Origin of the sequence: Olivibacter sp. LS-1 (assembly GCF_008245145.1) — a bacterium.
GTDB lineage: Bacteria > Bacteroidota > Bacteroidia > Sphingobacteriales > Sphingobacteriaceae > Olivibacter > Olivibacter oleidegradans.
This window is the reverse complement of record NZ_CP041643.1, coordinates 5,900,805-5,915,874: the sequence shown is the minus strand read 5'-3', so window position 1 is coordinate 5,915,874 and position 15,070 is coordinate 5,900,805. Positions and strand designations below refer to the sequence as shown.

Sequence of the window (15,070 nt, the reverse complement as noted above, 5' to 3'; positions counted from 1 at the left end):
ATACACCGCAATAAGAAGTATCGAAATTATCATTAGAATTACACCAAAAATTGTCCCTATTTTCTCCATTTCTGTCATATCTCGTCTCTTTTTTTTAGATGGTCGTCTTTTATTGGGAGAAGCCGTAACTTTCTTAGCTTGATTCTTATTCATTTTTGTATGCCAATAGCCTCAACGCGTTAAATACTACAACCAAGGTAGATCCTTCATGTGCTACTACGGCCGGACCGATGGAAGCTATCCCGAGAATAGTTAATGGAATCAGAACCGCGACGACACCGAGGCTGATCCATAAATTTTGTTTAATGATACCTTTTGCTTTACGGCTAAGCCCAATTGCAAAAGGAAGCAAATTGAGATTATCTCCCATTAAAGCAATATCGGCAGTTTCGAGCGCAACATCCGACCCCGCGGCTCCCATTGCGATACCAACAGTGCTATTGGCCATTGCAGGTGCATCATTAACCCCATCTCCTACCATCGCTACATTCTTTTCCTCCTGCCTAAGCTTTTTTATTGCATCAACCTTCTGTTCTGGAAGCAGACCTCCCCAAGCGTCAGACAGGCCAATCTCACCAGCTATAGCATCAGCCACTTTTTGATTATCCCCAGTTAACATGACCATACGACGGATGCCAATCGCTTCTAGACGGGACAAGGTCGCTTTTGCTTCCGGACGGGGTGTATCCATAACAGCAATCATCCCTATGTAATCGTCGTTCTTTCGTATTATCATGGTAGTATTACCTTGACCTTCCAGTTCCTGTACTTTTTTTACAAAGGGGTCCGCCGGTTTTTTTGCATCTAATGTTTCAAATAGGCTTAGGTTGCCAATGTATATTGTATCTCCTTCTAATTTCGCTTTTACTCCTTTACCGAGCACCGCTTCAAGACTCTCCGCGGAAGGGATGTTTGTATCATTGAGCCTTTTCATCCCGTCCTGTACAATTGCTTTTGCCAACGGATGGTCGCTTAATGCTTCTACTGCTATTGTAATCTTGAGCAGGGTTTCTTCATTGATACCTTCAGCGGGAAAAACCGCCGTAAGTTTTGGCTTACCTTCCGTTAATGTCCCTGTCTTGTCGAAAGCTAAAGCTGTTAATGTTCCCAAGTCTTCCAGTGGTTTTCCTCCTTTTATAAGCACACCACCTTTTGCCGCTCGCGCAACGCCGCTGAGTACCGCACTGGGCGTAGATATTGCAAGGGCGCACGGACTGGCAGCTACCAACACGGACATCGCTCTATAAAAACTGGCGCTAAACGTTTCGTCGGTTACAAGAAATGCAAAACACAGTGAAAACACTAAAATCAGGACAGCAGGTACAAAAAGTTTTTCGAAACGATCTGTAAATTGCTGCGTGGGCGACTTTTGTGTTTGCGCTTCATTAACCATTTTAATCATCCGGGAAATTGTTGAATCACTGGCTTCCCGACTTACCTTCACTTCCAGTGTACCGTTTCCGTTAATTGAACCTGAGAATACTTTGTACTTTGCGTCAAGTGTAGCGGCTTTATTTATATCTATCTCTTCCTTCTCAAATGCCAGCTTATCGACGGGAATACTTTCTCCGGTAATTGGTGCCTGGTTGACCCCGCTGGTTCCTTTAACTACAATACCATCTGCAGCAATTTTGGTATTGGGACGAATAACGATAATGTCGCCAATATTAAGTTGTTCGATGGGAACTTCTTCAATTTTATCAGCATGTTTTCTAAAGGCGGTTTTTGGTGCCAGATCGGTGAGTGCAGCTATTGATTTACGTGCCTTTTCTAACGCAAAGTGTTCGAGTGCGTGCCCTAAACTGAATAGAAATAATAAAAGAGCACCTTCTGTCCACTGTCCAAGTGCCCCAGCTCCGGCGGCGGCCACTAACATTAAAAAATCTATTTCAAATTCTCCTTTAGAAATAGCCTCATAGGCTTCTTTAGTAACATAATAGGCTCCGAAAATATAAGCTCCGAAAAGGAAGCAAAGAGAAACCCATGGAGCGAGACCTTCTAAAAAGGATAAACCAAAGCCTATCCCTAATAATGTCCCTGAGATAACGCTAAAAACGAGTTCAGCGTTTTTGCCGAATATACTCTCGTGAAGGTGATCATGCTCCTTTGACTTACCCTCTTCATTCTTTTTATCGACGTGTTTATCTATCCCATCGCTTTTCTGTCCGATAAGTTGTGCATGCTCATTAGAAATTATTTTAACTCCCATAGCTGTTATTGAGCGTTCAACTTCCTTTTGATTGATTTTATGATGGTCGAATTCGATATACATTACCCCGGTTCCCGAAACGGATACCATCGTAAAACCTTCGATTCGCTTCAATTTGCTTTCAATGAGCCGTGCATGTCTTACATGTCGAACACCGTCTGTGCGTATCAATAAATGCCCAAATTTTTCGGTAAATGTGGCTCCCGCCTTTTTAGCTAAGCTTTGTATTCTATCGATGGAGATAACATCGGGGTCATAGTGGAAACATAATTGAGCTTTATTTTGCTCATTTTGAGGTTTGAGATGTATCTTTTCAATCCCATTTCTACCTTCCAGCAATTTTATTAAACGCTCAACGCAACGATCCCGTTCATCAGGGATTTCGGGAAGGAGTATGTCTAAGTTTATTTTTGTTTTTTTCATGGTCAGCTTTATTGGTTTTGGTACTTGATCCTTCTTTGCTACAATAAGGGATATAATTTAAATATATATAGTACAAAGTTTCAGTAACATTTGTTGCCTCTTTATCGCCGGAATCGTGAAGTGCAGGATAACGCATTATCCCGCCTTACTATACCTCTTCTATTCCTCCTCCTCACTGTTTTTCATTTTTGACAGCAGGTCATAAGCGCCGTTAACTACTATTTTGGTAGAGTCAATATTTTTCGGCAAAGTAACTTCTACATACCCCGCCTCTGATAGACCTGTCGTTACTTCGACCAGTTGGAAATCGTGCATCTTTTCAGCAGGAGCATTTTCAGATTTCACATTTCTTACATCCTTTTCAATAAATATATATTTTTTGCCTAAGTAATCTACCACTCCGTCTTCGGGAAGTGCATTTACCTCATTGTTACCCGTCTCAATAAAAGCCTTAATATAGGTGTTGGGTATCAGGCTCTCACTTTGGATGGTAGCTAAACAGTGTACCGTCACAGTTTTATCCGGATCAATTTCGCGCCCAACTAAAATGACCTTTGCTATTCTTTCCTCTGCCTCATTATTTAATGTAAATCGCACAGATTGGCCTTTTTTTACTTTCGACACATCTTTTTCAAAAACCTTAAGTTCTACATGAAGGTTGGCGTTATTGACAATTTCGAACATTACGTCATTGGGCGCGACAAATCTGCCTACATTAGTATTTACCTTAGTAACGTAGCCGTTAATCGGCGCGTAAATATTCATCGTGCTCCTGATATTTTCCGCATTCAGTGTGGTAGCATTGATATTTATCAATTTTAAACGCTCTTTAAGGGCGCTGGTCCTCGATAGCATTGTCAGATATTGCGATTTTGCCTGTTGCACGGTTTTTTGCGCATTGACGTTTTGCTTGAACAATTCCAACTGTCTTTTGTATTCGGCATCGGCGAGCTCCAATTGGCTGTTACTTTCCAGGTAGTCCTGCTGCAGCTGGACATAGTCCTGATTTTCAAGAACGGCAATAACCTGGCCTCTGCGAACTGAAGCACCCTGCAACAATGAAGTAGATTTAACGATACCTCCAAACTGGGTTGTAATGCTATAAAGGTTTTCGGGCGGGACGTCTACAAATCCGTTTACTTTCAAAACACCGCTAAGTGATTTCTTTTCGATGGTTCCGATCTTTATCTGTGAGCCTTTATATTGAGCAGGAGAAAGTTCGACAATATTGGAATTTTCTTCTTCGGCAACTGTTGTTTCCGGCTCCTGTGTTTCCGTGGTTTTGGTTCCACACGAAGAGAACAGCAGAAGAATAAGTACTGTTGCTGCAAGTATTTGTTTGATATTCATGTTCTTTTTCATTGCTGGATTATTGATTTAAGCCAATAAGGTATTGTACTGTATATACGGACTGATTGTATTGATTAAGTGCCTGTAAGTATGCAAAACGAATGTCGGAATAAGTCCGAAGAGCTACAGAAAACTCAAGATAACCGATTTCGCCATTTTGAAATGCAACTTGTGCCTGCCGCAAAATCAGATTTGCGTTCGGCAGTGCACTGTTCTGATAATAGTCAATGCTCTTCGAATTTTTCAATAAATCTTGGTTCGCCTGTTGAAATTGCGATTTCAGATTTGTCTGAGCTAAGTCGTATTGTGATTCCGCTATTTCTTTCTGAATCTTTGCCGTCTTAATGCGGTTAGCAAAAGGTTTATAGAAGATTGGCAATGCTACACCTACCTGTACTCCCTGAAATCGCTTTCCCGCATCGAACACAACTTCTTGTCCGTTCACATTCTGTGAACCGATTATGGATTGGTTAAAGTAACCTAGTGTAAAGTCTGGGCCAGCTTTCGCTTTCTCTATACCAATGCTTTTATCTGCTATCTCTATCTGCTGTTTTTGCATAGAAAGCCACGGATTTTCACTAACACTGCCTGTATTACTTTGCCAATGTTCTTTTTTTAATTCGCTTTCTGAGATTTGGATGCTGTCTTGTGTATTAAGGAGCCTTTTCAGCTCGGCCATGTAGATCATAATATCTGCTCTATTTTTTTCGAGCTGATTGAGAACTTCATTCCGCTGGGTTTCAGCTGTTGTTTTTTCCAACAAGTTAGTTTCCCCTGTCTGGTAACGGAGGGATGATGCCTTGAGAAAATTATTAAATATAGAATCTTGGGTATGATAAAGCTTTTGAAGTGAAAGAAAATACGCAAGTTGTCCGTATGTGCTTTTGACTTGGTAGATTAATTCATTTTCGGTAACGTCGAGATTAAGCTCACTACTTTTAAGCTGGGCATCGTAGAGTTTGCGCTGCTTACTAAATAAGAAAGGATTCACAATACTTTGACTGACGGAGATATTATTATCTCGTTTAATTGTATTCATTTGACCATATTGAAGGTCAAAATTTGTTTTCCCAATATCAATTGAGGTCACGCGCAATGCTCTTTGTTGATCGATTTGCAATTCTGCTGAATTCACCATTTGGTTATTTTTAAGTGCTATCTCAATTGCCTCTGCCAATGTTATCCGTTGGGAAATTGAAGATGGTTCCTGTGCTTTAGAATTATAAGGAAACATCCAGAACGCCAAAAAAGCAACCACCGCAGTTCCTTTTACTACATGCTTTTTTAGTTTGAAGGACTCAAAATAGGTATACAATACCGGCAAAACCAGCAGCGTTAGAATCGTTGATGTAATCAATCCGCCAATAACAACTGTTGCCAGCGGCTTTTGAACCTCCGCTCCGGCTGCTGTAGATAATGCCATGGGCATAAATCCTAAAGAAGCAACGGTCGCGGTCATCAGGACTGGACGGAGCCTAACCGCTGTCCCTTTTATTACAATTTCTCTTAAATCCTTTATTCCGGACTTTTTCAACCGATTGAATTCGGTTATTAATACAATTCCGTTTAACACGGCAACTCCAAAGAGCGCAATGAAGCCCACTCCGGCCGAAATACTGAACGGCATTCCTCGCAATAAAAGGGCAAATACTCCACCGATTGCAGCCATTGGAATGGCCGTAAAAATTAATATAGATTGTTTTATTGATCCAAAAGTGAAATACAATAATAAAAGTATCAGCAATAGTGCCACAGGCACAGCAATAGATAAACGCTGGCTGGCGGCTTGAAGATTTTCAAACTGCCCCCCGTAGGTAATGTAATAGCCGGTTGGCAATTTAATCTGACTGCCGATTTTCTGTTCAATTTCTTCTACGACACTTTCAATATCTCTTCCCCTAACGTTTAGGCCTACGATAATTCTGCGTTTCGTATCTTCCCGTTGTATTTGGTTCGGACCTACTTCAAAGTCTACCGACGCCACTTGCGACAACGGGACTTTTTCACCATCGGGAGTTGATATAAACAGGCTGCGAACGTTATCAATGTTCTGTCTGTATTCTTCATCTAAACGAACTACCATATCAAAACGCTTTTCCCCTTCATATACCAATCCTGCAGCCTGACCTGCAAAAGCGGCATTTATGGCCTGGTTCACGGCTTCAACATCTATCCCGAAACGGGCAAGCTGGTCGCGATCTACCTTGATAACAATCTGAGGGAGACCGCTTGCCTGTTCGATATATAGATCAGTAGCTCCTTGGACTGTTGCAACGATTTTGCCTATTTTTCGTGAGAGATCAGTTAGGTGATCCAGGTCATCACCGAAAATTTTAATTCCTATGTCCTGTCGCACACCTGATATAAGTTCATTGGAGCGTAACTGAATAGGCTGCGAAAAGCCAAAAGTTACGCCTGTGACCGGTTCTAGCGCCTCTGCCATTTTATCAGCTAACTCTTCCCGATCAACCGCACTTACCCAATCTTTTTTATCCTTTAAAATAATGGTTAGGTCAGTGGCTTCCATAGGCATTGGATCTGTCGGAATTTCTGCCGCGCCTATTTTTCCTACTACCTCTATCACTTCAGGAAATTTGTCGATGAGTATAGCAGAAGCTTGATTGACTTTATCTATCGTTTGGCTGAGAGAGCTTCCGGTAAGCAACCTTGTTTCTACCGCAAAATCGCCTTCTTCGAGCGTCGGGATAAATTCACCTCCCATACGGGTAAAGGCAAAAACACTGAGGCCTAACAAAACTGCTGCTGTAAGTACTACTATTACACGATTGCGAAGCGCTACACGGATCATCGGATCATAATACTTATGAAAAAAATCCATCATACGATCCGAAAAATTGCGCTTATGGCTAATCTTTTTGCTCAATATAAGTGCTGACATCATCGGTACATAGGTAAGAGAGAGAATGAAAGCACCTAAAATGGCAAAAGATACTGTTTGCGCCATGGGACCGAACATTTTTCCTTCTATACCTACAAGTGCAAGAATAGGGAGATACACGATTAGAATTATAATCTCACCGAATGCAGCCGCAGATCGTATTTTTGAAGCCGATTCATAGACCTCACCATCCATTTCTTTTTGCGAAAGTTTATTTGGATTCCTGCTTAAACCGAGATGATGCATGGTAGCTTCAACAATAATAACAGCCCCATCAACGATTAATCCGAAATCGATGGCTCCAAGGCTCATTAGGTTTCCACTGACGCCGAATACGTTCATCATCGAAATGGCAAAAAGCATTGAAAGAGGTATAACAGAAGCAACTACAATTCCGGCCCTGAGATTTCCCAGAAATAGCACAAGTACAAAAATGACTATTAATGCGCCTTCAATCAGGTTTTTTGCAACGGTCCCGATCGCCCGGTCAACAAGCGCACTGCGATCCAAAAAGGGCTCAATGGTAACGCCCTCGGGAAGTGTTTTGTTGATACGTGCTATCTTCTCTTTTACCTTACTTACGACTTCGTTTGCATTTGAGCCCTTAAGCATCATTACAATGCCTCCCACTGCTTCCCCTTGGCTCTTTTTCGTGGTTCTTGTCAATGCGCCATACCGAATAGCATTACCAAGTTTGACTTCGGCAATATCTCTTATCAGTACGGGTACTTGCTTTGGGCTTTTCCTTACGACAATTTTTTTAATATCATCAATACTTCCAACTAGCCCCTCACTTCTAATAAAGTAAGCATTGGGCTTTTTATCTATATATGCACCACCTGTATTTTGATTATTACGCTCCAAAGCACTAAAAACATCATTGATGCTTAGATTATAACTATTCAGCTTATCCGGATCAAGCGCAATTTCATATTGTTTTAACAAACCTCCAAAACTGTTTACTTCCGCGATACCCGGCGTTCCCAATAATTGTCTGCGTACAATCCAATCTTCGATCGTGCGTAATTCTCTTGCATCGTACCTCTCTTCATAACCGGGTTTTGCATGCACTACATATTGGTAGATTTCGCCGAGACCAGTTGAGATCGGAGCGATCTCGGGTTTACCTACATCCGAAGGAATATTGTTACCTGCTTCGGTTAATTTTTCGTTCACCTGTTGACGGGCCCAATAAATGTCAACATCGTCATGAAACACGATGGTCACTACTGAAAGGCCGAAACGGGAGATCGAACGTACCTGCTCTATTTCCGGAATAGTTGACATCGTTTGCTCTACTGGAAAAGTTATTAGCCGTTCCACTTCAGGTGTTGCAAGTGACGGACTTTGCGTTATCACCTGAACCTGGTTATTTGTGATATCAGGTGTCGCATCAATAGGTAGCTGCTTTAACGAATATAGCCCCCAGGCAATCAATCCCAAAGTCATCAAAGCAACAATCAGTTTATTCTCTATAGAGAACTTAATAATTTTATTAAGCATATCTTATTTGAAATGAATTAAAGCGTGTAGAATCATTCCAATAATCGCTAACAGCAAAATCACTGAAAGTAGAAATATACCAACTACCCTTAGGATCTTTATCCATTGAGGTTGCTTGTAGTTTTTTCCTGAACGACCTACGCTTTTTGCTGGTAATGACCTATTCTTTTTAGTCATAGCCTGAGCAATAATATTATTTGATTTTTGTAATTAAATGGACAGACCAGCGTCCATATACGCACAGAGACGTGCTTAAGAAATCACTTTAGGCGGTTGCCATACATTTATATGGACTTCCAGGCATTTTCCGGGAGTATGCCAATTATGAGATTCAAGAACAATAGGATCGGGACTGACAATAATGTAAGCCAATTGCTGTATTGAAGGTGTAGCACAACATGTACATTGACAGAAAGGTGTACAGCTATCTTTGTGATCCTGATTTTTCGATGAGGCAATAGAAAATTCTGTTCGTTTGTGAAGACTGGTAGTCGCAATTTTATCTGTACAGGGCATCATTACCTGAACCAGTACTATTAGTGCACATATATAAGATAACAGCTTCATTATTTGCAAATATATATATATTTATATTACGTAACTAACTTTCCAGTTTTTATATGATATTATAATGGCCTGAAAAGTTAGTTATTTTCAAAAAACAAGAGACGACTACGGCAAACTCCGCTTCATTTCTTAATACTTTACTTCGCTAAATTTAATATTCGAAACGCCCCTCTCAATACAATAGCAAAGACGATTGTACCAACGATCAGGTCCGGTAAACGGGACGCAGTAATGAAAACCAATATACCTGCCAGCATAACACCAATATTTATAATTACGTCATTGGAAGTAAATATTTGACTAGCTTTGATGTGTGCCTCGTTACTCTTAGTTCTGCGAAGGATTACAAGGGAAAACGCATTCCCAATCAAGGCCAATAGCGAAATAACTACCATCATTCCAAATTCAGGTGTTTCTCCAAACCCCATGAAACGTCTGACTACCTCCGAAAAACCTAAAACAGCAAGTATTATCTGAAAGTATCCACTGGCTTTTGCAATTTTCTTTTTTCGGAGGATTGTCCCACCAACGGCATATAAGCTGAGTCCATACACGAGTGCATCAGCTAACATATCCAAGCTATCGGCAACAAGCCCCATTGAATGGGAAATAAATCCTGTTATGATTTCGAGTACAAAGAAAAATGCATTGATAATCAGTACATATAAAAGTAGCTTACGTTCTTCGCGCTCAGAACTAGCTACCGAGGTGTTATCTGTTTCTTCAGTCGAAATGAAACGATCCCCTAAGCTCAGCTCTTTAATGGCCATGGCTATGCGATCGATATTTCCGGTATGTGTCACAATCAGTTTTCTCTCCGGAAGATTAAAATCGAGGTGAATAAGCTCTTCAACCCCGTCTAATTTCATGCGGACCATTTGCTCCTCTGTTGCACAGTCCATGTTTTTTATTTCAAAAGTTGATTTTTTCATGGCTATAATTTTATTTTTAAACCACCGTTAACAACGAACCCATCGAGTGGCGCATATATATCACGGAATATTGGCCTTGTAACTGTTCCAGTATAAATACTGTCAAATCTAGTTTGCCGGGTATCTGTAAAGTTCTCAAAATTGACAAAAAGAGAGAAGCGTTCCCATATCTTTTCAGCCATAAAGCCACAGGTCCAATAGGGTTTTCCTGTGGTGCAGTCACTGAGGGCCTGACGGCTATAATAATAGGCTTCCAGTCCAAGCTTCCATTTATCCTCGATCTCATACATGAGGACATTATTCAACCGGTGGCGAGCAGTCAATGGATTCTCTCGCTTTTGTGTTCCTTCACGGAGCCAGGCGTCGGTAAAGGTGTAACCTATGAACAGTTTGAAATCACCGTAGCCCAGCTTTACATTCGTCTCCCAGCCCTTTGTATCCACATAACCGTCTACATTTACCAGTTGCACCGTTCCTGAACCGGTAAATTCTGTAAGTAATGGATCATTGATACGGGTATAAAAAAAGAGCTGGTTTACGCTCAGGCTTATATTCTCGAAAAGTGTAGTCCTATAGTTGATATCATAGCTTGCACCATAGGACCGCTCCAGTTTATTCGCCTGCGGACTAATCGGCAATACCGAACGGAACTGGATTCGCTCTGTCTCTTCTGTGAATATGGTAGGCGTTTTATAACCCAGCCCTCCACCCAAACGGGAAGTCACCTGGGGAGAGACCGTAAAGAGCGCAGAGATCCGTGGCAAGAACACGAAACCGTAATCGATCACATAATCCCCGCGGATGCCCGTTTCCAATTGCAACCAATCCGTAGTCTTAAAGGTATTCTGAACAAAACCTCCGAATGTGTTTTGGTCATAGTCTCTTTTCTGAAAGCCATCTTTTGGGTATTCGCTGAAATTGTCCGTGTAGAGATTGATACCTGCTACCCAATCTGCTCTTTCGCCGTTGTTGTTGTAAGCGACCTCCGAATAGATTGACCATTGTTTCCCGTCAAACACATAATCGGGAATAGTTATGGTCCTGTTGAAGTTGTTGACCGAGTTCTTGATGGTCAGGCCACTGTTTTCTGTGAACCGGTGATCCAGGGCGAATTGAGTTGAGAAACGGCTGCTTTTGTTCTTTTCAAAATAGCTATGGACATTATCCCCTTTCCCTTTTATGTAAAGGATATCCCCGCCTGTACGGTCTTCGAATATGGTGTTTATCCCGAAGTTCATGGTTGTTTTCGGGTTGAAGTATACGAACAGCTTCGGGTTGAGTACGTACCTTTCCGTTTTGGGAATCGCGGTAAAACCGGTGCTGGAAGGATTGTAGGGCCTGCTGGAATTACGGGATGCAAATACCGTGAGACCTACCTTTTCAAACTTCTGTCCATAAAAACCGTTGATGTCCAGGCCCCCGGCAGAAGTACCGTTCAGCAGGAAGCGGAGTTCCCTTTCCTCCGTGGGTATGTTCGATACCAGGTTGACGAGGCCGGCAATGGCTCCGCCACCGTATAAAGTGGAAGAAGAACCTTTAATGATCTCCACCTGCTTCAGGTCCAACGGCGGCGTCTGCAACAGGCCGAGCCCTCCTGAGAAGCCGGCATATAAAGGGAAGCCGTCTTTGAGTATCTGTGTATAACGCCCATCAAGTCCCTGGATACGGATGCTGGAATTGGCAGAGGTGGCCGAAACCTGTTGCGTTTGGATACCTGTGCTTTCATTGAGCATCATACGAATATCTCCCGGCTTCATATTGCCCTTCTCTTCCAGTTCTTCCCCTCCGATAAATTCAACACGCGTGGGAATGTTCTGTATGGTACGGGTACTCCGGGTCGAAGAAATAACTACTTCCTCCAGGTCTTCGTCCGTTGCCTCAAGATAAACGATAACGGTATCCTCAGAGCCGGGAAAATACAGTGTATCCCGCTGTTCCTCATAACCTAATTTCCTGAATAGGAAAACATGCCTTCCCTCGGATAAACCAGTAAGGGAAACAGTGCCCTTCTCATCGGTCGTTCCACCTTTGGTTGTTCCAATCTGTAACACAGTAGCTCCTGTAAGCGGTTCTTTTGTCTCCGCATCTTTCAGTATAGTTGTTAATGTATGCTGGGCCACGCACAGGTTACCTGTACAAAGCCATAGTATCAAGCCTATAGCTTTATTCATTCTTAAATCTTTGTGTAAATATAAAATACGCAGCCTTCAGGGAAGCTACAACTGCAAAACGGCGAAAATATTATGCGGCTTTAGGAGGTTGCCAGATTGTTCGGGGAAGTTCCAGCAAAGGGTATTCCTGATAGGAGAAAGGTTGTTGGAGAATTGGTGACAGTTCTTTGATGACCGCCATTATGGCATTTGGCAGAACTGCCCCGCTACAGACTCCACATGCGAAAAAAGGTGAACAGGGACAGATCGATCTGTGGTCGCGCTCTTCAGCAGGCTTTTCCCTTTCGGCTAAGCTGTAAGTTTCATCAATACAGCAATTATCTTCCGCCCCACAGGGTACAGCGGATAAAACAAGTACATAGATGGAAAACAAATAAACCAGCCATTTCATATCCCAAAGATAAGGAAGTAAGTGAAATAATGCATAGTAGCTATTAACATAAAAGCGGACATAGAAAAAAATAATCTAAAATTCCGCATCTTTTTCTTCCATTCTCCGTCATCTTTCAAAAAATTAATAGTTATGAGTGAGAAAATGAAAATAACCATCTACGAAATGGGTGAATGCTGTTCTACCAGTTTGGTGAATTTGCCGGAATCGGAGTTTTTCTTGCTTTGAAAGTGAATCTCGGAAAAGACGGTTTAATAATTGTGAATTCGTTCGCTCATACAGAAACATAAAAAATTCCATATATAGATAAAATTTGGTATAATAGTGTATTATTAAAGTACGATTGATTTAATGCCATTTTTAAACAAAAAAATCGAACTTTAGGATAGGTTGTTTTATTTTGATGTAATTTGACCGTATCTGTTAAACGAATTAAATACAGGTGTTTATAGCGAATATTGGTCGTTCTGTCATCTCCCCCTTCAGGGTCACCGGGCAGAGTGAGGTAATCTCAGCGTGATGGAGTTTACTCGAGCTGGCCATACACAATAAAACGCAACGGTGCGAAGTAACCTTGGTATAAAGGAGGATTTGGACACCGAAATTCCACAAAAACTTAACCAGCAATTTTTGTCAATTATGTAAGCTGGTGGTACTGTTTTTATAGAAGGTGGCGGTACTCTTATCAACAGTTGTTTAAAAAAAATTTACAAATATTAGCATTTGTTTCAATATAAATTTGTGGCATACCAAGTAAGACTATTTTTGAAACCCGTAAGAAAGATCAAGCCGAATAACCGGTCGATTACCGGAAAATATTCCAGTGCAAAGAATAAGAAGAGTCAATTTATAGGTTTTAATTGCGACACTTTTTATAGCGGTTTTAATGAATTTACTATATGTTCTGGACAGAAAGTCCGGCACTTTTTTTGTTTTTATCTTAAAAGCGGCTTATGAGTTGGAACAACAGGATATATTCCCCTGTATCGGGGGGCATTTAACATCCCCGTAACTACAGAATACACAGCAGTCCCCTTGTAGGGGTTTTAAACGTTCGTGACAGTTTTCGCATTCGTAAAAGTACTGACAAGCCTCTGTGGGCATGGACTCTTCCTTTGTATATTGACATAAAGGACATGTGATGGTGGATTGAAGAATTATGCTTTTAGTTATCATCTGTCTTTATGTTTTTTACTTTATAACCGGTTTCATTCTCTATTGCGACTGACAACTGTGCTGGAGATATCAGTAATCTATCAAATTTCACAATGGATTCACCTTTGTCATAAGAAGTGCGAACTTCCTGCACACCTTTCTTTCCCTGCAAAGCCTTGTTGATATGGCCCTCACATGCGGCACAGCTCATTCCCTGTACCTGAAGCACCGCCATGCTAATGTTTTGACTATTGATTACAACCTCTTTTGTGGAGCCTTTCTGAAGAAATGAGGCATAATAGGGAAAGGTTGACAATAAAATGGAAATAGCGGTTATAATCCAAAGGAAAGTTTTTGATTGCCACATACCTCTCTTTTCTTTACAGCCACATTCGTCTTTCTGTTCGGGTTTATACGCACGGTAGAATGCAAAAACCAAAATCAGTGCTGTTGCACATAACAGATACGGCCTGATCGCAGTAATCCAACTGAACGCCGAAACTGCCCCCATTGTTCCTCCCACAATCGCCAGAAACGGAACTATGCAGCAAAGGGAAGATGTCAGGGCAAGAAAAACCCCGGACCCCATAAGCGCTTTATTGCTTCTTATCTTACTCATGCTGTTTCGGTTTTTAAATTGATCTGATTAATGGTCTTAAAGAACGGGCGTAATAGTTTGAGATGCTCCCCTCTTAGAGAATAGAAGATGGTCTGACCTGTTTTACGCGATTGGATGACGTTTCCATCTTTCATCTTCCGTAGATGTTGTGAGATAGCAGGTATACTCATGCCCAGAATATCGCTCAGGTCGCAGGGACATAGCTCTCTTTCATTTTCAAGCAGGTAAAGAATCTTCAATCTTACTTCATTGCCGGCCAGGGACAGGATACCTGACAGCTGTACAAATGACTTTTCATTTTCTGTAATTTTTTCACGGCAACTGTTTATCTGTTCCGGATTAGCATGCTCGCGTATACAAATGTTCTTTCTTTCCATGTCCTATATCTGAATTTCAAAGGTAATGGAATATTAGTATTTAAGCAAATTCTTAAATACATAAATTTAAACCACACCCATGCAATTATTCCTTTTGTAATCTTCGATGCGACGGTTGTCAACATCTATCATTAATTTTCATGGTGATACCTGCATTGTCAGGAAGAAAGGAAATCTCGTCAATTGAATAGATTATATGACTACGACTTAAGTGAAAGTTATTTTGACGATACTGCTTATTAGGATATCGATCTGTCCCATTTGTCATATAGAGTACCGCCACCTTCTATAAAAATAGTACCATCAGCTTTAATAATTCACAATTTTTCTTAAATCGTCCAAAAAACGGTTCGATATTCTTCCCCTAGGGTCTACAAGGGAAAGATTCAAAACGAATCTTTCCCTTTTTTGTTGTTTCTTCTAATTGAAAGAATTAAAAGGTGTTTGTTTTTAAAGGTAATAGAACGCCATATT

10 protein-coding genes are annotated in these 15,070 nt (G+C 41.2%); all 10 read right to left on the bottom strand.

Annotated elements, in window-relative coordinates:
• Positions 1 to 145 precede the first annotated feature (145 nt).
• Positions 146 to 2,632, bottom strand: coding sequence for a heavy metal translocating P-type ATPase (locus FKG96_RS24695; RefSeq protein WP_130858029.1), 2,487 nt, complete (start codon positions 2,630 to 2,632; stop codon positions 146 to 148).
• A 159-nt stretch (positions 2,633 to 2,791) separates the two neighbouring features.
• Positions 2,792 to 3,994 (bottom strand): efflux RND transporter periplasmic adaptor subunit, encoded by a 1,203-nt coding sequence (locus tag FKG96_RS24690; RefSeq protein WP_130858028.1) that lies wholly within the window; start codon positions 3,992 to 3,994, stop codon positions 2,792 to 2,794.
• Between the two features lie 7 nt (positions 3,995 to 4,001).
• Positions 4,002 to 8,384, bottom strand: coding sequence for a CusA/CzcA family heavy metal efflux RND transporter (locus tag FKG96_RS24685; protein WP_130858027.1), 4,383 nt, complete (start codon positions 8,382 to 8,384; stop codon positions 4,002 to 4,004).
• 252 nt (positions 8,385 to 8,636) lie between these two features.
• A complete protein-coding gene (locus FKG96_RS27305) occupies positions 8,637 to 8,951 on the bottom strand; it encodes a DUF6660 family protein (RefSeq protein ID WP_013663539.1) in 315 nt (104 codons plus the stop codon).
• Between the two features lie 137 nt (positions 8,952 to 9,088).
• Complete coding sequence (locus FKG96_RS24680) at positions 9,089 to 9,883, bottom strand: cation transporter (RefSeq protein ID WP_130858026.1); 795 nt, start codon at positions 9,881 to 9,883, stop codon at positions 9,089 to 9,091.
• A 2-nt stretch (positions 9,884 to 9,885) separates the two neighbouring features.
• Entirely contained in the window at positions 9,886 to 12,054 is a 2,169-nt protein-coding gene (locus FKG96_RS24675; RefSeq protein WP_130858025.1) for a TonB-dependent receptor domain-containing protein, read from the bottom strand.
• Positions 12,055 to 12,124: 70 nt separating this feature from the next.
• Positions 12,125 to 12,445 carry a DUF6660 family protein gene (locus FKG96_RS24670; RefSeq protein WP_130858024.1) on the bottom strand — a complete coding sequence of 107 codons (321 nt, stop codon included), beginning with the start codon at positions 12,443 to 12,445 and terminating at the stop codon, positions 12,125 to 12,127.
• 951 nt (positions 12,446 to 13,396) lie between these two features.
• Entirely contained in the window at positions 13,397 to 13,621 is a 225-nt protein-coding gene (locus FKG96_RS27140) for a GDCCVxC domain-containing (seleno)protein (RefSeq protein ID WP_130858023.1), read from the bottom strand.
• On the bottom strand, positions 13,611 to 14,219 hold the full coding sequence (gene merTP, locus FKG96_RS24660) for a mercuric transport protein MerTP (RefSeq protein ID WP_013663534.1): 609 nt from the start codon (positions 14,217 to 14,219) through the stop codon (positions 13,611 to 13,613). The genes FKG96_RS27140 and merTP overlap by 11 nt, the downstream gene beginning before the upstream one ends.
• Complete coding sequence (locus FKG96_RS24655; RefSeq protein ID WP_013663533.1) at positions 14,216 to 14,596, bottom strand: metalloregulator ArsR/SmtB family transcription factor; 381 nt, start codon at positions 14,594 to 14,596, stop codon at positions 14,216 to 14,218. Before FKG96_RS24655 ends, merTP begins: the two co-directional genes overlap by 4 nt.
• Positions 14,597 to 15,070 lie beyond the last annotated feature (474 nt).